The sequence below is a fragment of the Robertmurraya beringensis genome, from assembly GCF_042433785.1.
Taxonomy (GTDB): Bacteria; Bacillota; Bacilli; order Bacillales; family Cytobacillaceae; genus Robertmurraya_A; species Robertmurraya_A beringensis.
This window is the reverse complement of record NZ_JBHLUU010000118.1, coordinates 25,715-51,713: the sequence shown is the minus strand read 5'-3', so window position 1 is coordinate 51,713 and position 25,999 is coordinate 25,715. Positions and strand designations below refer to the sequence as shown.

Genomic DNA, 25,999 nt, shown 5'->3' with positions numbered 1-25,999 from the left:
TGATTAGTAGTCCTTTTAGTTGTCTCTTCCCTTTAACTGTAGGATAAGGATGTAGAGCAAATAGATCCCTAAATAACCACCGGTCAGTAAGAAGAGAGGGTTAAGGAAAATTCCATGAATATTGGTCATAAATACGGACTCATCTTTGATAATGTCATAAATTGCAAAGGCAGAAATATTGCCAAATATAAGGGAGCTAATGAGAGCGGCTAGATGAAAAAAGTTTTGGGTGTTTTTCCATTTCATTTGTAGGATTACCATCAATAAAGGCAATACCGCACTGGTTAAAAGTAAAAAAAGTTTCATTAATATCCCTCCAAATTACCTAATTCTAATTAATATTACTCTTTCCCTTACAAGAAATTTACCCACTTTTAATAATAAAATCACTCTAATAAAACATACTAATTTTAGTATGAAACTTAATGGAAGGAGAATTCATATAATGAAAAAAACAAACGAATCCTCTAATAATGAACCTACCATTGCACCTGGAATGAACACGCAAGAGGAACTTGATCGAGACGCTACAAATAAGGATTTGGAAAGAGGAGAAGTAACACACGTAACAAGAGTGGAAGTAGATCCGATGTAAGGGTTGCGAAGGCAATCCTTTTTTTGTGTAAAGATGTGCTCTAATTTGCTAAAATGGATTAATAAGGATGATGGGAAAACTATGTGGATCCCAATAATTGTGGTGAAACAAGTAGGAGTGGTAAATTGAATAAGTCTGACAAACTCATCATTGTAATCCATGAGATATATGGAGTTAACCAACATATTAAGACATACTGTAATCATTTTGCCAAGTTGGGTTATGAGGTTTTTTGCCCTAATCTTTTAAATAAAGAACAACCCTTTCCCTATGACCAAGAAGAAACAGCATATCAGTATTTTACAAATGAAATCGGTTTTTTAAAGGCAAGAGACAAGATTAATATAATAATAAAAGAAAATAGGGAAAAGTATAAAAAAATTTACCTTGTCGGATTTAGTGTAGGAGCAACCATTTCTTGGCTTTGCAGTAATGTTAATGATGTTGATGGGGTAATTGGTTATTATGGGTCGAGAATTAGAAATTACATGAATGTCTATCCAAAATGTCCTGTATTACTATTTTTTCCTGAAAAAGAAGAAGCTTTTGATGTAGATGATATAAACCCTAAATTAATAGAAAAGAACGTAGAAGTACACAAATTCGAAGGAAAGCATGGATTTAGTGATCGCTTCTCTATGAAATATAATAAACATTCTGCCGAAGCAGCATTTCAAATTGTGGTAGATTTTTTAGAAAGTCTAGACGTGCGCCATATACCAATCAATTGAACGGTCAAAAACACAGTGGAGAGGGATAATCTCCACTGTGTTTTATTCTGAAAATGTAATCGGTGACCCCGTTGACGTGTGTTGATTCATCCATTCTAGAGAGACTTTTGAGACCGTGTGCCAATCAGGTATTTCTGATTTGTGTTGCTCGACCCAACTCATGCAGAATTGTGAGTCAATGCCGTTTTCTTCACATTGTTGTAAAAATGATTGGATACTGGATTCCGTACAATTTTCGAAAGAGCCACAGGTGGTTTGAAAAATCTTCTCCATTTTCATTTGTAGTGCATTTTCCTCGACCATTATTATTCCTCCCATCGATATTTGTTTGCCAACTTAAGTATCTCCATATGTGAAAAAATTATTTTAGATAACAGAATTTCTTAATACAACGATTCCAATTTCTGTATTCAATTTGATTCAATATTTAACTTTTTCATTCGGTACTGTAGACTTTGTCGACTGAGTCCAAGTAGGTTGGCTGACTTAGAAATGTTAAAGTCGTTTTTCTTTAGAACATGTTCGATATATGATCGTTCAAATAATTCCATTTGGTCTTTTAGTGGGACGGTAACATCATTGCTCTCTTTAATAAAATGGTCCACTGTTGATAAAGGGATCATCATTTCTTTCATTTGCATTTTGCTTCGATATTGGAAAGGTAAATGAGCGTATTGAATCTCTTCTTCATCCATAATAATGTTCATGGCAGCCTCAATGATATGTTCAAGTTCTCGAACATTTCCGAGCCAATCATATTCCATGAACGACCTCGTAACTTCTTCAGATAAACCCTTCACGTTCATTTGGAAACGATTATTGTATTTTTCAATAAAATGCTTAACTAAGAGGGGAATATCTTCCTTTCGATCCCTTAACGGTGGAACAAAGAGCGTGACAACTCCCAGTCGATAATACAAGTCTTTTCGTAAATGATCATTGGCAATCGCATCAATGGGGTCTTCATTAATATTGGCAATGACTCTCACATCTACCGAAGTATCTTTTGTATCACCTACACGACGTATCATTTTTTCCTGTAAAACACGTAATAATTTAGCTTGAAGATTTAGATTTAAGGAGTTGATTTCATCCAGTAATAAGGTACCACCATTTGCTTGTTCAAATAACCCTGGTGAGTCAACAGCACCTGTAAATGCTCCGCGCTTGGTTCCAAATAATAGACTTTCAATTAAATTGTCGGGTAGGGCTGCGCAGTTTTGTGAAATAAATGGAGCCGAAAACCGGTTGCTAGCATTATGAATGCTTTGTGCAAACAGCTCCTTTCCCGTTCCGGTTTCACCAACAATTAACACATAAGAAGAGGTTCGTGCAGCCCGTTTGGCAAATTCAATGACTTCCTTAATCGCAGGACTATTGCCGATAATATGATCAAACGTAAAACGAGTCGTCCCTTTAGTATTCATATTTCCTTTCATAAGGCGTTCTAGTTTCGTAACATCATTGGCAATTTCAACGGCTCCTTGAATTTCACCATCTTTAAAAATAGGAAATGTATTATTGATCGTTGTAATTTCTCGACCTTTATTGTTGAAGTACGTTTGTTTGACATTCGTGGTCTCTTTGCCTTCTTGAAGTGCTTGTACAAGAGTACTAGATTGATCGTCTTTAAACATAAACACATCTAGTAGATTTTTATCAATGACATCATGTAAATCCATTGATTCCATCTGCATCATTTTTTTGTTATAGATAATGGTCTTTCCGGTTTCATCCACGGCATGAACGCCAACCTCTACCTCGTCCAAAATTCTCTCATATAACTTATTAACATATTGAAGATACGATAATGATTTCTTTGAATTCTCCATGAGCGTTCTCCCTTGATTTAGTCTCATTACCAACTATTTAATCAAAACAAACTTCATAACGCAAAATATTTTTTGCTATTTGTGACAAAAAATCGAAAATAGTGCAAAAAATCATTGCGTCTTCTTTAAGAGAAACCTTTATATGACGCAAAAATAAGAGTTGGCACGAAACTTGCATTAAACATGTTGAAGAATCAAAAGGGGGAAAAAGAATGAAACCTTATACACATGAACCATTTACCAATTTTTCGATTGAAAAGAATAAACAAGACTTTCAAGAAGCACTAGCTTATGTTCAAACACAAATTGGAAAAGACTATCCTGTGATTATTGGAGAAGAAGAAATTACAACAGAAGAGAAAATCGTTTCAATGAATCCAGCGAATAAGGAAGAGATGATCGGGACCGTATCGATGGCCAATCAAGAGCTAGCGGAGAAAGCAATGCAAGTTGCTCTGACAGCATTTGAAAGCTGGAAAAAGTGGAAACCTGAGCATCGTGCAAACATATTATTCCGTGCTGCTGCCATCATGCGCCGACGTAAACATGAATTTTCTAGTTATCTAGTAAAAGAAGCAGGTAAACCATGGAACGAAGCAGATGCGGACACAGCAGAAGCCATTGATTTTCTTGAGTATTACGCTCGTCAAATGCTGAAGCTGAAGAACGGAATGGATGTGCAAAGTCGTGACGGTGAGTACAATCAATTTCACTATATTCCACTTGGAGTAGGAGTCATTATTTCACCGTTTAATTTTCCGCTTGCCATTATGGCAGGAACGACGGTTGCAGCCATTGTCACAGGAAATACGGTGTTATTAAAACCAGCTAATTCAACACCAGTCATTGCGGCAAAATTTGTAGAGTTAATGTATGAGGCGGGATTGCCTAAGGGAGTATTGAATTACGTACCTGGTAGTGGTGCGCAAATCGGTGATTATCTTGTTGATCATCCAAAAACTCGCTTTGTTTCGTTCACGGGTTCTCGTGAAGTGGGTTGCCGGATCAACGAGCGTGCAGCCAAAGTTCATCCTGGACAAATTTGGATCAAACGTGTAATTGCTGAAATGGGTGGAAAAGACACGGTGGTCGTAGATAACGATGCGGATCTAGATCTAGCAGCAGCTTCAATTGTTTACTCCGCATTTGGATTTTCAGGACAAAAATGCTCTGCAGGATCACGAGCAGTCGTCCACCAAGATGTGTATGAAGAAGTGCTTGAAAAAGCTGTTTCCTTAACAAATCAGCTGACTGTAGGGAATCCAGAATTACTAGAAACTTACATGGGACCTGTTATTGATGAAAAAGCATATAAAAAAATCATGGAGTATATTGAAATTGGCAAACAAGAGGGCATGTTAATGGCTGGTGGTGAAGGAGACGATTCTAAAGGATTCTTCATTAAGCCAACCATATTTGCCGATGTAGATGAAAAAGCACGCTTAATGCAAGAAGAAATCTTTGGGCCCGTTCTAGCATTCTGTAAAGCTCGAGATTTTGACCATATGTTGGAGATAGCGAATAACACGGATTATGGACTAACGGGTGCCCTCATTTCCAACAACAGAGAGCATATTGAAAAAGCTAGAGAAGAATTTCATGTTGGAAATCTTTACTTCAACCGTACGTGTACAGGTGCTATCGTTGGCTATCAACCGTTTGGAGGCTTTAATATGTCAGGAACCGACTCTAAAGCTGGTGGCCCTGATTATTTACTATTGCATATGCAAGCAAAAACAACTTCAGAAACTCTATAAAACAAGGAGGCAACACAATGAATCAAACAACTTCAAAAACTACTAATATTATTGCACAAACTCAAAAATTTGGAGCAAACAACTATCATCCGCTACCAATCGTGATTGAAAAGGCAGAAGGTGTATGGGTGGAAAATCCGGAAGGCGATCGTTATATGGATATGCTGAGTGCTTACTCAGCAGTGAATCAAGGGCATCGTCATCCGAAAATCATTCAAGCTCTAAAGACTCAAGCAGATAAAGTCACACTAACGTCACGTGCCTTCCATAATGATCAGTTAGGTCCTTGGTACGAAAAAATTTGTAAGATAACCAAAAAAGACATGGCACTTCCAATGAACACAGGGGCAGAAGCGGTGGAAACAGCTCTAAAAGCAGCACGTCGCTGGGGGTACGATGTAAAAGGGATTGTAGAGAATCAAGCAGAAATCATCGCTTGTACAGGCAACTTTCATGGGAGAACTCTTGGGGCAGTATCCTTATCATCAGATCCTGAATACAAGCGTGGCTTCGGTCCACTTTTACCAGGGATTACGTTAATTCCTTACGGTGATTTAGAAGCTCTAAGAGGAGCGATCGCGCCAAATACGGCCGCTTTCTTAATGGAACCAATCCAAGGAGAAGCTGGAATTCTTTTACCACCAGAGGGATTTTTAAAGGCTGCTTCTGACTTATGTAAAGAACATAATGTATTGTTTATTGCAGACGAAATTCAGGTAGGCTTAGCGCGTACAGGGAAAATGTTTGCATGTGATTGGGAGGAAGTTGATCCAGATATTCTTATTTTAGGAAAAGCACTTGGCGGCGGAGTATTCCCAATCTCTTGTGTGGTCGCAAACTCTGATGTACTAGGAGTATTCAACCCAGGTTCACACGGATCTACATTTGGAGGTAATCCTCTAGCTTGTGCTGTGTCGCTTGCTTCTCTTGAAGTGATTGAGGAAGAAAAACTAGCTGAGCGTTCCCTAGAATTAGGAGAGTATTTCCTGAATCAACTAAAAACAATCAACAATTCGAAGATAAAAGAAATTAGAGGAAAAGGGTTGTTTATCGGTGTTGAGCTTACTGAGGCTGCTAGACCATATTGTGAGCAACTAAAGGAAGCTGGTTTATTGTGTAAAGAAACGCATGAAACGGTGATTCGTTTTGCACCGCCACTAATCATAACAAAGGAAGAAATTGATTGGGCGTTTGAAAAAATTAAACACGTGTTAGGTTCTTAATTGTTAACGGTAGCCAACCAATATTACTAATTCGACGAGGGGTAGAATGATGCCTAATAATACTGTGGTTAATGCGATCGAAAAGGATCAACAAAAAGAACAAGAATCACTTAACTTGTTTTACTCAACACAAACGGTTATTCAGAAAGCCTTAAATAAGCTAGGGTATACTCAAGAAATGTATGAATTGTTAAAAGATCCTATCAGAATGCTAACGGTTCGTATTCCTGTCCGTATGGATGATGGGACGGTTCAAATATTTACAGGATACCGTTCACAGCACAACGATGCCGTGGGACCGACAAAGGGTGGCGTCCGTTTCCATCCGGAAGTAGATGAAGAAGAAGTAAAAGCCTTATCGATCTGGATGAGCTTGAAATGTGGAATCACGGACCTTCCTTATGGAGGCGGAAAAGGTGGAATTATTTGTGATCCGCGAAAGATGTCTTTCAGAGAACTTGAGCGATTAAGTAGAGGATATGTGAGGGCAATCAGCCAAATTGTGGGACCAACAAAGGATATACCAGCACCAGATGTGTACACGAATTCACAAATTATGGCGTGGATGATGGATGAGTATAGCCGTTTGCGAGAGTTTGATTCTCCCGGTTTTATCACAGGAAAACCAATTGTATTAGGCGGATCTAAGGGCAGAGAAACTGCAACTGCCCGAGGAGTAACGATTTGCGTCGAAGAAGCGGTAAAGAAAAAAGGCTTTGAATTACAAGGAGCAAGAGTGGTTATTCAAGGGTTTGGAAATGCGGGAAGCTATTTAGCAAAATTTATGCACGATGCCGGGGCGAAGGTGATCGCTGTTTCAGATGTATATGGCGGAGTTCACGATCCAAATGGGCTCGATATCGATTATCTTTTAGACCGACGCGATAGTTTCGGAACCTTTTCTAAAATTTTTGAACACACGATAAGTAATTCAGAGCTATTAGAGCTTGACTGTGACATTTTAGTCCCTGCTGCCATTTCAAATCAAATTACCGCACTAAATGCAGCCAATATTAAAGCGAAAATTGTGGTCGAAGCTGCTAATGGTCCAACCACCCTTGAAGCAACAACCATTTTAACAGAACGAGGAGTATTATTAGTGCCAGATATTTTGGCAAGTGCCGGAGGAGTTACGGTTTCTTACTTTGAATGGGTGCAAAATAATCAAGGCTATTATTGGTCAGAGGAAGAGGTCGATGACAAACTATCTAGAGTAATGATTCATTCCTTTGAAAATATATATCAAACAGCTGCGCTTCACCGTGTAGATATGCGATTAGCAGCCTATATGGTAGGGATTAAAAAGGTGGCAGAAGCTGCTAGATTCCGAGGATGGGTATAAAGTGAGCTGTTGAACCAACATTACCGAATCCGATTAGAATTAAAAAACTCTTTCCGAGAAAAGGGAAAGAGTTTTTTGCATCTCATATGCAAAATTAACGCTCATATGCCAAATCTGTTTGAAAAAAGTTCATAAATATACTTTTCAATTTGGCATGAAATTTGCATCACTAAGAATGTAATCGCATACTTACATGGGGAAAAGGGGGATAAAATGAATATTCCGGAAAACAACACTTCACATGAGTTAAAAAGAACAATGAAGACTCGTCACTTATTTATGATCTCATTAGGAGGGGTAATAGGATCAGGTTTGTTTTTAGGATCTGGCTGCCGTGAACTTTTCCTTTCAGGGTACAGAATTGATTGGGATAGCTGCAGGAGAAAGTGAAAACCCAGAGAAAACAATTCCAAAATCTATCAAGCAAACGGTTTGGAGAACTCTTGTATTCTTTGTACTAGCGATCTTTGTGGTTGCTGGATTAATTCCGATGGAAAAAGCCGGAGTGATTGAGAGTCCGTTTGTTGTTGTATTTGATAGTATTGGAATTCCATTTGCTGCTGATATTATGAATTTTGTTATTCTTACAGCCTTGTTATCGGTTGGGAATTCAGGATTATATGCAGCTACTCGTATGCTGTATGCGATGTCAAAAGAAAAAATGGCCAGTCCTGTTTTGACAAAAGTAAACAAAAATGGTGTACCAATGAATGCCTTGATTTTAACCATGGGAATTTCTCTTTTGTCACTACTTTCAGGATTTTTTGCAGCGGAAACCGTGTTTGTATGGCTGCTTTCAATTGCTGGACTCGGTGCACAAGTTGGTTGGATTTCAATTACGGCATCTCAGATTGCTTTCCGTAGAAAATTTATTCGGGATGGTGGTAAGTTGGAGGATTTGAAATTCAAAACACCGTTTTTTCCAGTGCTTCCACTGATTGCGCTTACATTAAATGTTATTGTCCTTGCTAGTTTAGCATTTGACTCTGAGCAACGATTAGCTCTTTATTTTGGCGTTCCGTTTGTTGTTGCTTGCTACTTGATTTATCACTTCAAAATAAAAGCACAACATGAACACAAAGAAGAAGCAAATTACCAAATACGAAAAGTACAATAAACATACAAAACAAGAAAGCTTTATGACCTCTATGGATATAAAGCTTTTTTTAGTTAGTTTGTACTATTCATAATATTAGAAATGAAAAAATCCACTCATTGCATTATACTTAACTTACTACGTATAGGTGAGGTATTTATGGAAAATAAAATTGTACCTTTAACGAATTTGATAGACTTAAAAAATCATGGTCATATATTGTATACATACAATAAGCTTGATAATTATATTGAAAATGCCATCTCATATATCGTATCGGGGATTGAACAAGGTCATCACATCATTTTTATCGAAAGTAATGATACCTATGAAAAAATGAAAGGCATATTAAGAGGGATGTTGACGCAGGATGCTCTTGACTGTATCCATTTTCTTGATAACTATGAGTTTTATCGACTTTATGATGATTTTCATTGTGACTTAATTGTCAGTCATTTTTCAGATGTTATTAGTCATTTTTAAGAAAATCATATTACCGTTAGAACGTGGGCCAATGTTTGTTGGAATGATGAAAGGGAAATTGAGTTGAAACTTGAGAGTTTCGAAAAAACCGCTGATCAATGTGTTCGACATTCCAATCTCATATCGGTTTGTGCTTATAACGGGAACAAAATAACCGCCACTCTCCAAAATAGCATGCTAAAATCCCACGAGTATATTATGACCGATCATGAATTAGTGAAATCTTATTTTTATAAAAATAATTCCGTTCATTTACCTTTGTTAACTATCGCAAAAGAAACCCAACTAGAAGAAAAATTAATTGCAACAAAGCATCAGTTACAGTCTTTTATCTTTCAAAATTTAGATCCTGTTGTCATCATTGATAAGTGGGACAAAGTCATTACAGTAAACGCAGCATTTCACTCAACCTTTGGATTCACCGCAATTGAAGTGTTGGGTCTAGATGCTAGCGAACTTCCTATCCTACCAGATGATAGAAAATTCGAAGTGATACTTAATAGAAGTTTTACTGTTCTTGGTGAAAAGGTGAAAGGGTATGAAACGATAAGAAAAACAAAGGATGGCAAAGTGCTTCAGGTACACTTGTCTTGTTTCCCATTGCTTGATGAAAAAAATGAGTTAGATGGCTGGGCTGTAATCATACGGGATATTACCGAAAGAAAGCAAGCTCAGGAGTTGTTAATTAAGTCAGAAAAATTGTCTATTGCTGGTGAGCTAGCTGCCGGCATTGCTCATGAGATTCGAAATCCAATTACTTCGGTGAAAGGATTCCTTCAATTGATGCAATCAAGTAACTTTGAAAAGCAGATTTATTATGACATTATGTCTTCTGAAATTACACGAATAGAGCAAATTCTTAGTGAACTTCTTATGTTAGCAAAACCACAAGCCGTTCATTTTGCACGTAAAGATGTAATGGTACTTATTCGAGATGTAGTTACGTTACTAGGACCTCAAGCAACGCTCAATAATGTTCAAATCATCACGGATCTAAAAACAGAATTAACACAGATTATGTGTGAAGAAAATCAAATCAAACAGGTTTGCATCAATTTTATTAAAAATGCGATAGATGCAATGCCTGATGGAGGAAACTTAACCATACAACTGATTTCTAGTAAAACACAGGAGTTAATCATTCGTTTTATAGACGAAGGAAACGGAATTCCAGATGAACTAATTTCAAAGCTTGGTCAACCATTTTATACGACGAAGGAGAAAGGGACGGGTCTTGGGTTCATGGTGAGTAAAAGGATTGTAGAGAATCATCAAGGGACAGTCAACATTTGTAGTGAGGTAGGGAAAGGTACTACCATTGAAGTGAAATTGCCGAACTAAAATACTTGTAACATTGAAAGGAGAACAAGAATGAAACAAATGCTAAAGTCAACTGAATATGCATCTTATTATTCCAGGTATGTAGACTTGGTTCCTGAGGGAGATTTGACTAGTATCTTATTGCAACAAATGAACGAAACAGTGGATATTCTTAAGGGTTTAACTGAGCAACAGGCCCATTTTTCTTATGGAGTAGGAAAGTGGAGTATCAAAGAAGTGATCGGACATATTACGGATACTGAACGAATCATGGGATATAGGCTATTATCTTTTGCACGTGGCGAAAAAGCTGAACTACCAGGCTATGATGATAATGAATACGTAAGAAATGCTTACTTCAATTCTCTATTCCTACAAGATTTACTTGAAAACTTTGAAATCACTCGGGAATCTACGTTACAGTTAATAAAAAGCCTTCCAAAAGAAGCATACATACGTAGAGGAAAAGCTAATGGATCAGAGGTTTCTGTTCGTGCAATAGTATGCATTATTGCAGGTCATGAATTACATCACCGTAAACTTATTGAGGAGTACTATATTGGTTCGAAGGAATTTCCTGAATAATGAGTGCGTAAAAAATTTATAATTCGTGTTTCTTTGGATATGATTGGTCGAAATGGGTAAGGATACAGTTATTATTGTATTTTTAAAGGATGATTAAATTGTCAAATACCCGTCTTGAACAATTCGACAAAGCCGTACAATTGAGAGAAGACTCAACCGATTTATTAATTCAGATTTGGAAAGAATATCATTTGTACTCTACATTGGAGTTCTGGATAATGGTATCGATACTTGTTGTTCCATTGTTAATATTATTTTTTAAAATTGATAAAAGTAAGATTTTTTTAATTGGATTTTATGGCTATAGTGTACACGTAATTCTTGCTTATGTTGATATTTATGGTATGAATGCAGGATATTGGCACTATCCTTTTCAGTTACTACCTTCCTTGCCAAGTTTATCAGTAGATGCCAGTATTGTCCCGGTAGTTTGTATGCTTATGTATCAATGGACGTTAAATCATAAGAAGAACTACTATTTATATGCTATATTAACGGCAGGTGGTTTTGCGCTTGTATTTAAACCATTACTTGTAGGACTTGGTTTATTTAAACTGTATGGAAAAGCTAATTATATTTATTTGTTTGTCGGGTACGTTTTAATCTTACTTACAGCAAAATTCATGACCAATGTATTTTTATGGGCTCAAAAAAGATATGGACCTTCAACTAAACAATATTGACCTTGCCTTTACAAAAAGTAAAGGTTTTTTTTATGGAAAAGTGTGTAAGAGAAGGGATAAAGTACCTAAATGTAGAATTAGTTAAACTTGTGTTTCTGCAAACAATAAAAGAAGAGGAAAGGGAAGTTTATCATCCACTAGAAAAAGTACTGGAATTGTTAAATAGGGGGAATAAATAAATGGAAGTATCATTATTGTTACAATATGGTTGGGTTTTGCTTATTTTAATTGTGCTAGAAGGTTTATTATCTGCTGATAATGCCCTGGTCTTAGCGATTATGGCAAAGCATTTACCAGAAGACCAACAGAAAAAAGCGATAAATATCGGATTGCTTTTAGCATTCGTGTTTAGAATAGGGGCTATCTTCATCATTTCGTTTCTATTCCATGTGTGGCAAGTACAAGCCATTGGAGCAGCGTACTTAATTTATATTGCTTTAAAGCATTTGTTCACGAAGCACGAGCGTGAAAAGGACGCGAAAGGGAAAAGTTATCGTGCAACTGTAGCTTCCATCGCTTTAGCCGATATTGCCTTTGCAGTGGATTCTATTTTGGCTGCCGTTGCTCTTGTTCTTGCTTTACCAGACACACCGCTAGGAGATATTGGTGGAATGGATGCAGCTCAATTCATTGTTATCCTAATAGGTGCAATTGCAGGGTTAATTGTTATCCGATTTGCTGCAGCATTCTTTGTTAAGATCTTAACTGAACGTCCAAGTCTAGAGCGTGCTGCCATGCTATTAGTTGGTTGGGTAGGGATTAAACTCCTTATGCACACTCTTGCCCATCCATCTGTTCACATTATTTCACACGATTTTGTTGAAGGTCCAATTTGGAATACCATCTTCTGGTCTGTCATGTTATTAATCGCGCTTGGTGGTTGGTTCATGTCGGGTAAACAAAAAGCAGTTGGTCACTAATTTTAAGAGGTGCATGAATCCTACTGGATTTGTGCACCTTTTTCATTACTTATGTATTAGTGCAAGTGCTGTAAAGCATCCTCTATGCTCCCATATCCTTTTTTGTCATCAAATTTTGGTTCATCCGCTTCTATAGTCCATTCTTTATTAATAAGTGAAAATTGTCCATCTTGATTCATTTTATATGTTTGATGAAGCATATATGTTCCACCATTTTGGTTAATGGTATAGCCAATATAATATTCTCCATTTTGCCCTTGCTCTTCGAAAAGACCTATATCTTCTAACTTATAGGTATCCATTAACGTGTGAAAAGATTGTTGTAATGTGTTCATAATTTCCTCACGTGTACCATATTCCATCTTAATCATCCTTTCAGGGTGTATGTAAAATAAATCCTCTATCAGTAGTAATATCCTACAGAGTTAAATTTATTAGAAAAAAAGTGAAATTACGAACGTTTCCTTATAAAACCAATAAATGTTTGGAAAGCTAAAATAACTACACAACTTAAAGGGTGTTATATGGAATGGATGATAAGACAAAAATTCGGTTGACGGCCGCTGAAATGGCGATGTTATGGACTCAATATATTAACGACACAGCTTCCATTTGTGTAAATAGTTATTTTTTAGAAAAGGTAGAAGATATGGAAGTCAAAACCGTAATTGAATATGCTCTAAACGCTTCAAAACAAAATATCACCTTTTTAAAGGAGCTATTTACAAAAGAAAGCTTTCCCGTCCCGATGGGTTTTACTGAAAAAGATGTACACGTAAACGCACCGAGACTTTTCTCGGATACATATTTCTTAATGTACTTAAGAAATATGTCTGTCCTTGGGATGACGGCAGGAGGAGTTTCACTAGGTTTGGTCACTAGGCCAGAAGTGGTAACCTTTTTTAAAAGTGTTCTGAAAAAAGCAGTTGGCTTACAAGATTTAACACGAGATTTAATGCTAAAGCAAGGGACTTATGTCCGACCACCCTTTATTTCTACTCCAGATAAAGTTGATTTTATTGAAAGACAAAGCTTTTTAACTGGATTTTTAGGAGAAAAAAGGGCACTTTTGGCACAAGAAATTACGATGTTGTTTAATAATATCCAAACAAATGCCATAGGAAAAACGTTAATTACAGGTTTTGCTCAAACAGCTCAATCAAGAGAGGTAAAAGATTACTTTATAAGAGGAAAACGAATTGCGCAAAAGCATATCGATATTTTTAGTGACATTCTAAAAAAGGAAGATTTACCTGCCCCAATGACATGGGATACCGCTCTGTCGGATTCGACCATACCTGTTTTTTCAGAGAAACTAATGATGTTTCACGTTTCTGGTATGATTGCGGCTGGTATAGGAAATTATGGTGCATCCATGTCTGGGAGTCCTCGTAGAGATTTAGGGTTAAAATATGCATCCCTTATACCTGAGATCGCCCTCTATGCAGAGGATGGAGCGAATATTATGATCAAACATGGTTGGTTAGAGGAACCACCTCAATCGGACAATCGAGAGAAATTAATAAATGGGGAATAAAAAGACCAAATGTAGGAGGATGATACATTTGGTCTTTTAATTGGTAGTATTCTTTACTACTTTTTTCAATCATTATATAAGTGTCATGAGTGCTCCGCCGATCACACCAGTTAGTACAATAATCCATGGAGGGAGCTTCCAGTATACGAGCATACTGAATAAAATCGCAGCAAATGCAAAATCAATTGGTGCTAAAATGGAACTGGTCCAAATAGGTTGATAGAAGGCGGATATTAGAATGCCTACCACCGCCGCATTTACCCCCATTAATGCCCCTTTTATTTTAGGATTACGGCGTATAGTATCCCAGAAGGGTAGGGCTCCCAACACAAGAAGAAATGCAGGTAAGAAGATGGCAACTGTCGCTAATAACCCACCTTGCCAACCGCTTATGACTGTTCCTAAATAAGCAGCAAAGGTAAAGAGGGGACCAGGTACGGCTTGAGTAGCGCCATAACCAGCTAAAAATGCTTCTTCCGTTAACATTCCAGTCGGAACAAATTCACGTTCTAGTAATGGTAATACTACGTGTCCGCCACCGAAAACTAAAGAACCTGATCGATAAAAACTATCAAATAAAGCTACCCAATGAAGTGATGTGGCCTCTCTTAAAATTGGTAGCAATAGTAAAAGGCTGAAAAATACTAATAAAGAAATGACTCCAAAACGACGACTTATTGGAAAATTCATGTTTTGTTCATGTGTATCTGTTTGCTGTCTGTAAAGGAAAAATCCGAGAATCCCTGCAATGACGATCACTCCAACCTGAGTGAAGGCTGTTTGCCAAAGGAGTGTTACAATTAGTGCAAATAGTGCAATTGCTTTTCTTTTCATATCAGGAGTTAAATTGCTTGCCATACCTAAGATTGCATGTGCAACGACTGTAACAGCAACAATTTTTAATCCGTGTATCCAACCCGCTTCACCTACTTCAAATCCACGAAGTAAAAGAGCAAATACCATAAGGGCAACAACCGAGGGGAGAGTAAAACCGATAAATGAGACAATTCCTCCAAGAACTCCAGCTCTCATGACACCAATTCCAATCCCGACTTGGCTACTAGCTGGACCTGGGAGGAATTGACATAGTGCGACTAAATCAGCGTAACTTTTTTCATCTAACCACTTTCTTTTGCGAATATACTCATTGTGGAAATAACCTAAATGGGCAATTGGACCGCCAAAGGATGTTAATCCTAATTTGGTAGACACAATAAGAATTTCCAATAATGATTTCAGTTGATTCACCATATCACCTCAAAAGCTAATCTTTTATTTCTTTAAATAATTCATATGCCTTAATTCTAGCCTCATTTAAAATGTGAATGCCTTTATCGGTTGTTGAATAATACTTTCGTATTTTCCCTTCAACGTTTTTCTCTTCCTTTGATAACAATCCATCTTCTTCCATGGAGTGAAGAATAGGGTAGAGAGTACCAGAACTTATGTTGTAGCCATGTTCTTTTAGTTCCTCTAGCATCCACACACCAAAGATTGGTTTTTCCTTGGCATGATGCAAAATATGAATGTGAATAAAGCCTAGAAATAGTTTCCTCAATACCTTGTCTTCCAAAGATTCACCTCCAAATTACCAATATAGGAAACCGATATTGACTTTCGAAATCGATTATACCATTAATCCCTAGTATTTCTACTTATAACACACATTATTTACAAAACCTTTACATGGTTGGAGTGTTTTGTTGCTTGATAGGTTACGATTTGTGGATAAGCAATGCCTGACAAAATAATCAAAACACCTAACCATTGCACCCAGGTTACCTGTTCTTGAAGTACCCATACAGAAGCGATTACAGCTACTGGGAGTTCTCCAGCACTAAGGATACTAGCAAGAGCCGGACTTATCTTAGGGGCTCCTAGGGAAAAGAGAACTATGGGAATAACTGTTCCGAAGGCACCTAAAAGGAAGCTATAAAACCATATATCGTCTCCGAATGAAGAAAACAACACTTTAGGTGTGAAAATGGTTAGTAGTACTAATAAACCCCCAGTAGATATGTAGAAACTACGAGTAATTAAAGGGAGTTGAGTTTCCACTTTGCCACTTAATAATATAAATAAGGACATCATAAAAGCAGCAAGTAGACCAAAAATCATTCCTAATATATCTATTTCCTTGACATTGCCTCCAACCATTCCACCTGCTAAAATAGTGCCTGATATTAAGAAAATGAGAGATAGAAGAGTGGATTTAGATGGCCATTTTTTGGTTGCTATTGAATGAATCAATATTCCCATCCACGTGAATTGAAAAAGTAAAATGATCGCTATAGAGGCTGGAATAGTTTGTAAGGAATAGTAGTAAAAAACGCCAGTCAGTGCCGTGCAGGCGCCAACTGCCGCCAAACGTATAAACTGTTTCAAACTAACTTTTTGTCTAGAGAAAATAATCATTAGGATAAGCATAATTCCCCATCCAAATCCATATTGTCCGGCTGTTACTTCTCGAAAACTAAACCCTTCTTTGTAAGCCAATTTCACAATCGTTGACAAAATACCGAACGAACAGGCTCCTAGAAAAACATAAAATGAATATAAAACCAAGCGATACAAAATCTAACCCCTCCTAAAAATATAAAGAACCCATCTTTATTGTTTTAGTTTCCAGAAAACAATAAAAATGGGTTCTTTGAGTTAACAAAATTATACTTTTTACATAGGGAATATGACAAGGGAGTACTTCTATTTTTTAGAGTTTGAGGAAATAAGTTTTTATCATTCATATCAAACGGTGATCACGACTTTACCTTGAGCATGACCTTCTGAGAAATAATCGAAAGCATCAGTAATCTCACTTAATTTATATGTTCTATCGATAATTGGCTTCACTTGACCTGATTCCAGTAATTGTTTCACATAGATTAAGTCTTTTTGATTAGCTCTCTGAAGTATATTTCTAACTTTCTTCTTTCCTATGATCGATGTCCATGGTGCTTGTAGCATGGTTTGAAATAACTGTTCTCCTGATCCTCCGACGTGAAGAAAGATGCCATTTGGATTCAATGATCTCTTATAAACGGATAAGGGCTGGCTTCCATTTACACCTAAAATCAAGTCATACTTTTCCTGTGTTTGGGAGAAATTCTCTTTCTGATAATCGATGACATGGTCAGCACCAATTGAGAGTAAAATGTCTATATTTCTTGTGCTGCACACCCCTGTCACTTCAGCACCAAGGGATTTTGCGATTTGCACAGCAAATGTTCCGACACCACCAGATGCTCCATATATCAAAACTTTTTGTCCAGGTTGAATGTTCCCTTTATTCCGAAGTGCTTGCAAAGCAGTAACTGCAGCCATAGGAACCGCTGCTGCTTCCTCAAATGATATATTTTTCGGTTTTAGTGCAAGAGCATCTTCAGGAACACAAACATAATCTGCAAATCCACCCCAGCCGTATGCAGATAAATCACCGAACACCTCCTCACCTAGTTGAAATTGTTTTACTCCAGTGCCTATTGATTCAACTTCACCTGCAATATCGCCTCCAGGTATGGAGTATTTGGGTTTAAATAAACCAAAAGCCAATCGAGCCAAATACGGTTCGCCTTTTAAAAGGACGAGATTCCCATAATTAACGGAAGAGGCATGTATTTTCACTAACACTTCCTTTTCTTTAGGAATAGGTTTATCCACCTCTTTTAATGAAAGTGCTTCAGAATTCCCATACTTTGAACAAACAACTGCCTGCATGTAAATCCCTCCTAAATCAATCGATCTAAATAAAAATTCACCTAGTGTAAAGATATTCCATCAAGTAGGACTTAAAAACCGATTAGGTTCTTTTTAACAAACAAAAGATTGTTATTAAAAAATTTTAATTATTTTTTAAATTCCTAGTTTACAGGTAGGGATAATATGGATTATAGTATAGAAACAAAGTTACTTGAGAAGTTTGGAGGCTATGAAATGAAAAAGTTTATTGTATTTGCGTTTATTGGTTTATTTGCTCAACTAATAGACGGCGCATTAGGAATGGCGTACGGGGTGACATCCTCATCCATGTTACTTGCTTTTGGAATTGCACCAGCAGTTGCATCCGCATCGGTTCATTTAGCAGAAGTGGTAACAACAGCTGCATCTGGAGCTTCACACATTAAATTTGGGAATGTTGATAAGCAAACCGTAGTCAGACTCGTCATACCTGGATCAATTGGAGCATTTTTAGGTGCTACATTTTTGAGTAATATTCCTGGTGATCTTGCAAAACCCTATATTTCTATTTTTTTACTTGCCCTAGGGGTATATGTTTTAGCTAGATTCTTATTTATGTTTAAAGTTGGAGAACAGAAAAATAATATTGGATTATCAAGAAAAAAATCCATTCCACTAGGATTGATCGCAGGTTTTGCTGATGCAACTGGTGGAGGAGGCTGGGGTCCCATTGCAACGCCTGTTTTACTATCTCAAAAAGGAATCAGTGCACGTAAAGTAGTTGGTACAGTGGATACAAGTGAATTTGCCATTGCCGTATCTGCTACGCTTGGATTTTTAATCTCGCTTGGTTGGGAACAAGTAAATTGGTTATGGGTAGGAGCTTTAATGATTGGTGGATTAATTGCTGCACCGATTGCTGCCTGGTTAGTACAAAAAATCCATGCTCAATTAATGGGTGTATTTGTAGGCGGATTTATTATCCTAGTTAATTCTAGAACTCTTGTAACCACATGGATTGACCAAACAAGTGTTTATCCGTTTGTTTACACAGGTATTGCTGGTATTTGGATAGCTTCTATTGTATATATCGTAATAAAAATCAAAAATACAAATACGAATGCAAGTGAAGTATTAAATTAAGTCCGAACCCCCCTAAAGATCACAAAGTAATTCATTTTATATGCAAAAGTCGACTGATTTACTCAACAATTAATTTTTTATGTTAAAATGTTGACTAGAATACTCGACTTTTCGAATAACTGAATGAGGGGAAAATAGGGGGAAAACAAATGAAGGTTTCAAGTAAGGGAGAATATGCGCTAAGAGCATTACTTGTTCTTGGGGAACATCACGGAAGAGTAATATCGATTCAAGAAATTTCAGATAAAACTTTAGTTACTGTAAGTTACTTAGAACAAATTTTATTAAAGCTAAAAAAATTAGGGTATTTAGAAAGTAAAAGAGGGACAAATGGCGGATATATCCTAAAACGCGAGACAAGGGACATAAACATTGGTGAAGTCATTCGGGTGTTAGAGGGACCACTTTCTCCTATGGGATGTGCATCCATTACGAAATACGAACCCTGTCAATTAGAGCCTTCATGTCAACTGAAACCGCTCTGGTCGCTTGTAAGAGATACCATCGCGTATGTGTTGGATCAAGCAACTTTAGAGGATTTATTGGAGAATCGATTAACTTTGAACAAAGGGGATGATTTTCTTGCTTTCAAAAGGACAAATTGATGAGCAAGTACTAGAAAAAGTGAAGGTTTTACTCGAGAACCTAGAATATGGGACGGTTCAAATAACTGTACATGACTCTCAAGTGACTCAAATCGACAAAATAGAAAAACACCGTTTACCTTTACAAGCAAAAGGAAAAACACAACAAAAACATGCTAGATAACAAAAATAAATACATGCCGATCGGACAACCGAAGGCTCCTGTTAGTTAACAGTTCATGAACATGGACCGTTTCTAAGGGGGCTTTTTATTTTATCCAGAATATAAAAATTTCAGTTTGGTTTTCCAAAAGTACAGTAGTAAGACTTGTTGGTAAATGAATAAACTAAACTGGAGGTATAGAGGATGTCAAAACAATTAAGATCAGCAGTAGAAAAAAGAAAGAATTATTTAATTAATTACTTAATCAAAGCAGGAATCTACAAGAAGAACGAGCGACATTTGTTTGAGTTAACACTTACAGACTTAGAATTAGAGTATAAAAAGTGGAACCGAGATCGTAAAGAATAAGTGTGGACCTTCGTTTAGCGAAGGTCTATTTTTTATAAGTTCATTCGTTAGTGACTGGTCATGGGTAACACGCCTAAAAGAGTTGAATATAATTTAACATACAATATTAAGGAGTTTGTTATGGACGATCAGGTTAAAGAAATATTTGGAGCGGTAATAACCGCAATAGGGACAATACTTTCAGCGATAGCTAGTATACCTACACAGTCCACTAGAATCACAGAACTATACAAAAGCTTAGATATTGTTGGTAATACACTTCAAGGGACGGGCAATGCACTTCAAGCAGATGGGCAAATAACCCCCTCACTCGAGAAACTAGGTAATGAGATTCAAGCAATAGGAAACAGTACGGTTGTTGCTGGCCTTCTTTTGGATGTAGAAGAAGTAACGGAAGAAAAATTAGTGATCACGGGTAATTTATTACAAGCATTAGGGGGCGGTGTAGCATTAGGGGAGGAATTTGAGGACCCGTCCGCTCCTGGGCAAATTTACAATATATACGGGAACCTACTCCAATCTACAGGGAATTCGCTTCAAGCAATTGGAGGGTCTATTAACTTAAGAGATAAGGAAGAGTCTGAATCAGTATCTGAATCTAATTCAGATTCGCCTGGTGATATAATTATCTTTACTGGAAGTTGGATTCAAGCAGTTGGTTCAGTAATTTCGGTATTGGGTACTCTTCCGGAAGAAAGCAAACGGGGTGTTCCTTCTCCTTAACACCCCGTAAGTTCTTCTCTACCTACTTAAAAGAAGTAATTTTATCCCCAACCCAGCAAAAATCGTTCCCTTAAAGTAATTTATAATGTTAGATACCAAAGGGTTTCCACTCAACTTGTCCCTTAATCGGGAAGAGAATAATGACACAACAAAAAAGACAATAAAGGTTTCAATAATGAAGATCATCCCTAAGAAAAAGATTTGAAATGATTCATCACCTGTACCTATATGCACAAATTGTGGTAAAAAGGTCAAAAAGAAAATGGGCATTTTGGGGTTAGCGATATTGGTGATAAAACCTTTTCTAAAGAAGCCTTTTAGTTGTGCACCTTCTGGTTCTAATTGAGTTGGTTGACTTTTTTCACGAAAAGATTGAATGGCTAAGAATAGTAAATAAACAGCTCCTACATACTTAATTACTTCAAAGATAAATGGTGATTTTTGAACGATGATGGACAAGCCAAACGCAGCAAGCAAGGTATGAATAAAGGTTCCAGTTAAGGAACCTAAAATCGTACGGACTCCTGCTTTTATACCTGATGAAATACTTTGTGTAAGGACAAATATCATATCGGGACCAGGTATAAGAATGATAGATAGAGACATGCAAATGTAGAAAAACATCGTACTACTCCTTCAATTTTCTTTTTTACATATTAAAACATAGAAAAAGAAAATCTCTCAAGAGAGTCTACTAATGTGTTAGCAATCTACCAGACTAAAGAAATGTTCTAGCTTTGTCTATGTACCTCACGTGCAAGAGATTCTAGAATATAAACGACGGGCACTTGAGTGGTAATATTGGCTTTTTCATAAATCTCTTCCGTCACGTAATAGGCAATGTTTACATCAGATATTTTGGCAATTGTTGAACGTGTGTTATTAGTGATGCTAATAATTGTACTTCCTTCTTGTTTTAATTGGTTCAAGTGTTCAATTGTAAAATAGTTTTCACCTGACACGGATAACGCGATCGTCACGCTTTTATCATGGTGTTTGGAATGAAGCTGTAAGAAAGGGTCCTTTATATAAAGGGAAAATTTACCCAAACTAGAGAAGTATCTGGCTCCATATTCAGCAACAATACCTGAGCTTCCACTCCCGATAAAAAGAACATGATCGGCTTCTGCAATTAGTTTTGCTGCCTCTATAATTTTTTCTTCTAAATCTCCATTTAATGTCCGCTCGAAAAACTCAACTACTGAATGGTCTGAATACTTTAGTGTTGTTTTTTTCTCTTCACCCAGATGCATTTTAAGCTTAACTTTAAATTCTGAAAAACCTTCGCAATTAAGTTTACGGCAAAAACGTAATATGGTAGCTGTGGATACATGTGTTTCATCGGCTAATTCACGTATTCTCATATAGGCAACTTTCTCACCATTTTGGCAAACATAATTATATATAGATGTTTCTAATTCATTGAATGATTTAATGACCTCATTTGTAAACATAAAAGGAACCACTCCTTAAAAATCGCTGCTCTTTAATCATACTTTTATTAATGTAACATAGTGTTACAACTTTGTAACGTATAACAACCGTTGTTATTAAAAACTAGATACTCCACAAATATTTACTATCAGACGAATTAAAATTACTATATTCCTATAGACTAACTAAAGTCATTTTAGAGAAAATACTAGGAGGAACAATCATGAAAAACAATCAATTCCCAGATGGGTTTTTATGGGGTGGAGCTACGGCTGCAAACCAATTAGAAGGAGCATATAACGAAGGTGGTAAAGGATTATCCATCTTTGACATGGTTCAATTTGTTCCAAAAGAAGAACGTGGTAATGAGATCGAAATGGACGTGAAAAGCAAAAAAGAACTAGAAGATCTTTTAGCAGGTAAAGGCGGAGATAACTTCCCTAAGCGTCGTGGAATCGACTTTTACCATCGTTATAAAGAAGATATTGCTTTGTTTGCAGAAATGGGCTTTAAAACATTCCGTATGTCTATCTCTTGGCCTCGTATATTTCCAAACGGTGATGATAGAGAGCCAAATGAAGAAGGACTAGCTTTCTATGACAAGGTATTTGATGAGTTATTAAAGTATGGAATTGAGCCACTTGTCACTTTATCACATTACGAAATTCCACTTAGCTTAGTACAAAATTACAATGGTTGGGCAGATCGTCGTGTAGTTGATTTATTTGTAAATTATGCTGAAACGGTATTCAACCGTTATAAAGGAAAAGTAAAATACTGGTTAACTTTTAATGAGATCAATATCTCTACACTTTCTCCGTATATCGGAAGCGGAATCTTAATTGACGAAGTGGAGCATAAAGAACAAACGGTATATCAAGCTCTACATCATCAATTTGTTGCTAGTGCAAGAGCGGTTAAAGCATGTCATGAAATTATTCCTGAAGCTATGATTGGATGTATGTTAGCTCGTATGGAAGTATATCCTGAAACATGTAGTCCAGATGATGTGTTAGAAGCACAAAAAGAAGATCAAATGAACTTATTCTTCACTGATGTTCAAGTTCGTGGATATTATCCAAGCTATATGTTGAGCTATTTTGAAGAAAATGATATTAAAATTAACATGCTTCCTGGAGACGAAGAAATTTTATTACAACATACTGTAGACTTCCTATCATTCAGCTACTACATGTCTATGGTTGCTAGTGGGGCACCAGGTAAGAAAAAGGAAAAAGGAAACTTCTTTAGCGGAGTGAAAAATCCTTACTTAGAGTCTTCGGATTGGGGATGGCAAATCGATCCTAAAGGCTTACGTATCACATTAAAGAAAATGTACGATCGCTACCAAGTACCTTTATTTATTGTTGAGAATGGTCTAGGCGCTTACGATAAAGTAGAAGAAGATGGTTCTATCAACGATGATTACCGTATTGATTATATGCGTGCACATATTGAACAAATGAAAGAAGCTATTAAAGAGGGCGTAAATCTTATTGGTTACACAAGCTGGGGCTGTATTGATTTAATTAGTGCAGGTACATCAGAAATGTCTAAACGCTATGGTTTCATCTACGTAGACCAAGACGATTATGGCAATGGTACATTAGCAAGAAGCAAGAAGAAATCGTTTGATTGGTATAAAAATGTGATTGCTTCCAATGGGGAAGAACTATAAAAACATATTATATTTTAGGAAGGCATCTCAATTTTGAGATGTCTTTTTTCTAGTTTTGGAGTCAAACACATTTATAGCATCGAGCCATTGCTTTCTACTTTGCCCATAATATTACTGTTTTTCATTTTTAAAAAGGAATAAAATGGTATGATAGAAAGTGAATCAATTAACCCAAAGGAGTAATTATGACATTTCTATTAAATCAAAAAACCAATGTAATGGCAGTTTTATTTCTAATAGGAATTATTGTTATCTCGTATGGAATGTGGCTTTGGGCTGGAACAGTATTATTGCTGTTATTGATAGTTATGAAGAATACTAATTTCCGGTTTTTAGCTTCCATTTTTATATGTTTTCTTGTTAGTTTAATGATTTACCAGTTAATCAATAATGAGATTGGCCAATATGATTTTCAGAAAGAGACAAGAATTATATTAAACCGTAGTCTACTTTTGATAATTGTAACGGGCTTATACATTTTTCATCGATTAAGTAAAAAGGAGTTCTTTTTTTACCATCACCATCCTCGGTGGAGTCAAGTGATTAAATTACCCTTTCACACGATAAAGCTCTCCAATTTATTGGTTGTCGTGGTTGTATCTTCTGGAGCAGCGTTTCTCCCATTTGTTTTACAAAAAGATCTGCTTATAAGTAATTCATTCATTGTTTTTTGTATTTTATTTTCTCTTATTAACGCTACACTAGAAGAATGGATATGGAGGGGGATTTTATTATCATCCTTAGTTAAATATGTTTCGGCTTCTTATGCACTGATTGTTACAAGTATTGGATTTGGACTAATGCATCTGATTATTGGCATTCCATTTATTCTTTGTCTCTTCTTTTCATTAGGAGGATTTTTCTATGGAGTGATAGTTTTAAAAACAAATAGCCTTTACCCATCTATTATTTTTCATATCGTGTTCAATATAGGCATGGTGTCTAGTGGTTTTATTCTTTAATTTATGGGGGAATTATTTTGAAAAAAGTAGGAAAGATTATTTTAGGTTTTTTGTTGTTATTGGATTTGGTAAGATTACATAGAAGAACTCAAAACGGAGTGACAATATGACAACAATTGCAGATATTGCTCGTATCGCTGGTGTGGCGAAAAGTACCGTTTCACGTTACTTGAACGGTGGGTCGATTGGAGATGCGACAAAACTGAAAATAGAGAGAGTGATAAACGAGACGGGGTATGTTCCGAATACGTTTGCTCAAAGCTTAAAAGCAAAGAGAACGAGTATTATTGGAACGGTTGTTCCGCGATTAGATTCTTTTGCTTCTGCAAGAACGCTCATTGGGATTGACGAACAACTCAGAGAAGCTGGATGCCAAATGGTCATTTCCAATACAAGTCAAGATGAAGAAAGAGAAATTGAGAGTCTTTATAGCTTTGCAAGACAAAAGGTAGCAGGCATTATTTTGTTAGCTACTAAAATAACTGATCAGCATCTAGAAGCTTTTGAAAAAATTGATATTCCGATTCTTCTAGTAGGTCAACAGCATGATGAAGTATATAGTATTATTCATCAAGATTACGAAGCAGCAAAAATAATGGGAAAACATGTTTTGGAGAAAGGTCATAGAAAAATAGCATATTTAGGTGTAACTCCGAAGGATATTTCTGTTGGTGTGCAACGGAGAGATGGCTTTAAAGATGCAGTATCAGGTATTGATGAGTGTGAAGTCAAATATTATGAAACAGGGTTTGGTATGGGTGAGGCTCTTGATCAAGCCACACGAATTATTGAAGATTTTCAGCCATCGATTATCGTTTGTGCGACAGATAATATTGCTCTTGGTGCCTGTAAAGCAGCCTTTATAAAGGGGTTAAATATACCAAAGGATTTATCTGTTACTGGGTTTGGGGGATATGAGGTTACAGAGTACATTCATCCAAGCCTTACGACTGTTAAATATGAATTTAAACATGCGGGGAAAATAGCAGCGAAAAAAATGCTTAAATTAATTGAAGGGGAACAAATAGAAAAAATTACCTACACAAATTTTGAATTAATTTCTCGTGGAAGCGTTGACAGTTTCATAAAGTATGAATTATAATCAACTCATCGGAACCGGTTCCAAACCAACAAGTCTAGGAACCGGTGATATAATACTTAAAA

29 protein-coding genes and 1 pseudogene are annotated in these 25,999 nt (G+C 36.6%); 20 read left to right on the top strand and 10 right to left on the bottom strand.

The window, feature by feature from the left end:
- Positions 1–15 precede the first annotated feature (15 nt).
- The gene (locus ACFFHF_RS18630) at positions 16–306 is read right to left on the bottom strand and encodes a transposase (RefSeq protein ID WP_160546844.1); all 291 of its coding nucleotides are present in this window, start codon (positions 304–306) and stop codon (positions 16–18) included.
- Between the two features lie 139 nt (positions 307–445).
- Between ACFFHF_RS18630 and ACFFHF_RS18625 the strand changes: the two genes are divergently transcribed.
- Both ACFFHF_RS18625 and ACFFHF_RS18620 read left to right on the top strand, forming a co-directional pair.
- Positions 446–595, top strand: coding sequence for a hypothetical protein (locus tag ACFFHF_RS18625; protein ID WP_340903943.1), 150 nt, complete (start codon positions 446–448; stop codon positions 593–595).
- A 125-nt stretch (positions 596–720) separates the two neighbouring features.
- On the top strand, positions 721–1,326 hold the full coding sequence (locus ACFFHF_RS18620) for a dienelactone hydrolase family protein (protein ID WP_160546842.1): 606 nt from the start codon (positions 721–723) through the stop codon (positions 1,324–1,326).
- A gap of 42 nt (positions 1,327–1,368) precedes the next feature.
- Here ACFFHF_RS18620 and ACFFHF_RS18615 read toward each other — a convergent pair whose 3' ends face one another.
- Both ACFFHF_RS18615 and ACFFHF_RS18610 read right to left on the bottom strand, forming a co-directional pair.
- Entirely contained in the window at positions 1,369–1,629 is a 261-nt protein-coding gene (locus tag ACFFHF_RS18615) for a hypothetical protein (RefSeq protein ID WP_340903939.1), read from the bottom strand.
- 107 nt (positions 1,630–1,736) lie between these two features.
- Positions 1,737–3,158, bottom strand: coding sequence for a sigma-54 interaction domain-containing protein (locus ACFFHF_RS18610; protein ID WP_377058799.1), 1,422 nt, complete (start codon positions 3,156–3,158; stop codon positions 1,737–1,739).
- A 212-nt stretch (positions 3,159–3,370) separates the two neighbouring features.
- Here ACFFHF_RS18610 and pruA point away from each other — a divergent pair, with 212 nt between their 5' ends.
- The 9 genes and pseudogenes from pruA to ACFFHF_RS18565 all read left to right on the top strand — a co-directional run bounded on the left by pruA (position 3,371) and on the right by ACFFHF_RS18565 (position 12,567).
- The gene (gene pruA, locus ACFFHF_RS18605; protein WP_377058798.1) at positions 3,371–4,915 is read left to right on the top strand and encodes an L-glutamate gamma-semialdehyde dehydrogenase; all 1,545 of its coding nucleotides are present in this window, start codon (positions 3,371–3,373) and stop codon (positions 4,913–4,915) included.
- A gap of 17 nt (positions 4,916–4,932) precedes the next feature.
- On the top strand, positions 4,933–6,138 hold the full coding sequence (locus ACFFHF_RS18600; protein ID WP_377058797.1) for an ornithine--oxo-acid transaminase: 1,206 nt from the start codon (positions 4,933–4,935) through the stop codon (positions 6,136–6,138).
- Between the two features lie 49 nt (positions 6,139–6,187).
- The gene (locus tag ACFFHF_RS18595; protein ID WP_377058803.1) at positions 6,188–7,480 is read left to right on the top strand and encodes a Glu/Leu/Phe/Val family dehydrogenase; all 1,293 of its coding nucleotides are present in this window, start codon (positions 6,188–6,190) and stop codon (positions 7,478–7,480) included.
- A 325-nt stretch (positions 7,481–7,805) separates the two neighbouring features.
- Positions 7,806–8,597: pseudogene (locus ACFFHF_RS18590) on the top strand (amino acid permease); the annotation flags it as partial.
- Positions 8,598–8,735: 138 nt separating this feature from the next.
- Positions 8,736–9,059, top strand: a complete 324-nt coding sequence (locus ACFFHF_RS18585) for an MEDS domain-containing protein (protein WP_160546833.1) — start codon at positions 8,736–8,738, stop codon at positions 9,057–9,059.
- A gap of 63 nt (positions 9,060–9,122) precedes the next feature.
- Positions 9,123–10,400, top strand: coding sequence for an ATP-binding protein (locus ACFFHF_RS18580; protein WP_160546832.1), 1,278 nt, complete (start codon positions 9,123–9,125; stop codon positions 10,398–10,400).
- A 30-nt stretch (positions 10,401–10,430) separates the two neighbouring features.
- Positions 10,431–10,964, top strand: coding sequence for a DinB family protein (locus tag ACFFHF_RS18575; RefSeq protein ID WP_160546831.1), 534 nt, complete (start codon positions 10,431–10,433; stop codon positions 10,962–10,964).
- 98 nt (positions 10,965–11,062) lie between these two features.
- On the top strand, positions 11,063–11,647 hold the full coding sequence (locus ACFFHF_RS18570; protein ID WP_160546830.1) for a CBO0543 family protein: 585 nt from the start codon (positions 11,063–11,065) through the stop codon (positions 11,645–11,647).
- Positions 11,648–11,826: 179 nt separating this feature from the next.
- On the top strand, positions 11,827–12,567 hold the full coding sequence (locus ACFFHF_RS18565; RefSeq protein WP_160546829.1) for a MeeY/MeeF family manganese export membrane protein: 741 nt from the start codon (positions 11,827–11,829) through the stop codon (positions 12,565–12,567).
- 56 nt (positions 12,568–12,623) lie between these two features.
- Here ACFFHF_RS18565 and ACFFHF_RS18560 read toward each other — a convergent pair whose 3' ends face one another.
- A complete protein-coding gene (locus tag ACFFHF_RS18560) occupies positions 12,624–12,929 on the bottom strand; it encodes a DUF5634 family protein (protein ID WP_160546827.1) in 306 nt (101 codons plus the stop codon).
- 167 nt (positions 12,930–13,096) lie between these two features.
- On the opposite strand from ACFFHF_RS18560, the gene ACFFHF_RS18555 reads away from it, so the two are divergent.
- Positions 13,097–14,104, top strand: a complete 1,008-nt coding sequence (locus ACFFHF_RS18555; protein WP_160546826.1) for a DUF3231 family protein — start codon at positions 13,097–13,099, stop codon at positions 14,102–14,104.
- A gap of 72 nt (positions 14,105–14,176) precedes the next feature.
- Here the strand turns inward: ACFFHF_RS18555 and ACFFHF_RS18550 are convergent, their stop codons facing one another.
- From ACFFHF_RS18550 to ACFFHF_RS18535, 4 genes are all read right to left on the bottom strand, one after another.
- Positions 14,177–15,355: a chromate transporter gene (locus tag ACFFHF_RS18550; protein ID WP_377058796.1), complete on the bottom strand. Its 1,179-nt coding sequence runs from the start codon at positions 15,353–15,355 to the stop codon at positions 14,177–14,179.
- A 13-nt stretch (positions 15,356–15,368) separates the two neighbouring features.
- A complete protein-coding gene (locus ACFFHF_RS18545; protein WP_377058795.1) occupies positions 15,369–15,677 on the bottom strand; it encodes a PadR family transcriptional regulator in 309 nt (102 codons plus the stop codon).
- A gap of 98 nt (positions 15,678–15,775) precedes the next feature.
- Complete coding sequence (locus tag ACFFHF_RS18540; protein WP_160546822.1) at positions 15,776–16,678, bottom strand: EamA family transporter; 903 nt, start codon at positions 16,676–16,678, stop codon at positions 15,776–15,778.
- 171 nt (positions 16,679–16,849) lie between these two features.
- On the bottom strand, positions 16,850–17,818 hold the full coding sequence (locus tag ACFFHF_RS18535) for a zinc-binding dehydrogenase (RefSeq protein WP_160546820.1): 969 nt from the start codon (positions 17,816–17,818) through the stop codon (positions 16,850–16,852).
- Between the two features lie 216 nt (positions 17,819–18,034).
- On the opposite strand from ACFFHF_RS18535, the gene ACFFHF_RS18530 reads away from it, so the two are divergent.
- The 5 genes from ACFFHF_RS18530 (at position 18,035) to ACFFHF_RS18510 (ending at position 20,761) form a co-directional block, all read left to right on the top strand.
- The gene (locus ACFFHF_RS18530) at positions 18,035–18,922 is read left to right on the top strand and encodes a sulfite exporter TauE/SafE family protein (RefSeq protein ID WP_377058794.1); all 888 of its coding nucleotides are present in this window, start codon (positions 18,035–18,037) and stop codon (positions 18,920–18,922) included.
- A 149-nt stretch (positions 18,923–19,071) separates the two neighbouring features.
- On the top strand, positions 19,072–19,527 hold the full coding sequence (locus tag ACFFHF_RS18525; RefSeq protein ID WP_160546817.1) for an Rrf2 family transcriptional regulator: 456 nt from the start codon (positions 19,072–19,074) through the stop codon (positions 19,525–19,527).
- Positions 19,505–19,690, top strand: a complete 186-nt coding sequence (locus tag ACFFHF_RS18520; protein WP_160546815.1) for a DUF2292 domain-containing protein — start codon at positions 19,505–19,507, stop codon at positions 19,688–19,690. Before ACFFHF_RS18525 ends, ACFFHF_RS18520 begins: the two co-directional genes overlap by 23 nt.
- A gap of 183 nt (positions 19,691–19,873) precedes the next feature.
- The gene (locus tag ACFFHF_RS18515) at positions 19,874–20,038 is read left to right on the top strand and encodes a Fur-regulated basic protein FbpA (protein WP_160546814.1); all 165 of its coding nucleotides are present in this window, start codon (positions 19,874–19,876) and stop codon (positions 20,036–20,038) included.
- A 120-nt stretch (positions 20,039–20,158) separates the two neighbouring features.
- Complete coding sequence (locus ACFFHF_RS18510) at positions 20,159–20,761, top strand: DUF6944 family repetitive protein (protein ID WP_160546812.1); 603 nt, start codon at positions 20,159–20,161, stop codon at positions 20,759–20,761.
- Between the two features lie 18 nt (positions 20,762–20,779).
- On the opposite strand, the gene ACFFHF_RS18505 is transcribed toward ACFFHF_RS18510, so the two are convergent.
- Both ACFFHF_RS18505 and ACFFHF_RS18500 read right to left on the bottom strand, forming a co-directional pair.
- Positions 20,780–21,385, bottom strand: a complete 606-nt coding sequence (locus ACFFHF_RS18505) for a LysE family translocator (protein WP_160546811.1) — start codon at positions 21,383–21,385, stop codon at positions 20,780–20,782.
- Between the two features lie 107 nt (positions 21,386–21,492).
- Positions 21,493–22,215, bottom strand: coding sequence for a MurR/RpiR family transcriptional regulator (locus tag ACFFHF_RS18500; RefSeq protein WP_160546809.1), 723 nt, complete (start codon positions 22,213–22,215; stop codon positions 21,493–21,495).
- A gap of 203 nt (positions 22,216–22,418) precedes the next feature.
- On the opposite strand from ACFFHF_RS18500, the gene ACFFHF_RS18495 reads away from it, so the two are divergent.
- The 3 genes from ACFFHF_RS18495 (at position 22,419) to ACFFHF_RS18485 (ending at position 25,937) form a co-directional block, all read left to right on the top strand.
- Positions 22,419–23,873 (top strand): glycoside hydrolase family 1 protein, encoded by a 1,455-nt coding sequence (locus tag ACFFHF_RS18495; protein WP_377058793.1) that lies wholly within the window; start codon positions 22,419–22,421, stop codon positions 23,871–23,873.
- A gap of 185 nt (positions 23,874–24,058) precedes the next feature.
- Complete coding sequence (locus ACFFHF_RS18490; protein WP_340903925.1) at positions 24,059–24,835, top strand: CPBP family intramembrane glutamic endopeptidase; 777 nt, start codon at positions 24,059–24,061, stop codon at positions 24,833–24,835.
- A 106-nt stretch (positions 24,836–24,941) separates the two neighbouring features.
- On the top strand, positions 24,942–25,937 hold the full coding sequence (locus ACFFHF_RS18485; RefSeq protein WP_160546805.1) for a substrate-binding domain-containing protein: 996 nt from the start codon (positions 24,942–24,944) through the stop codon (positions 25,935–25,937).
- The last annotated feature ends 62 nt before the right edge of the window (positions 25,938–25,999 follow it).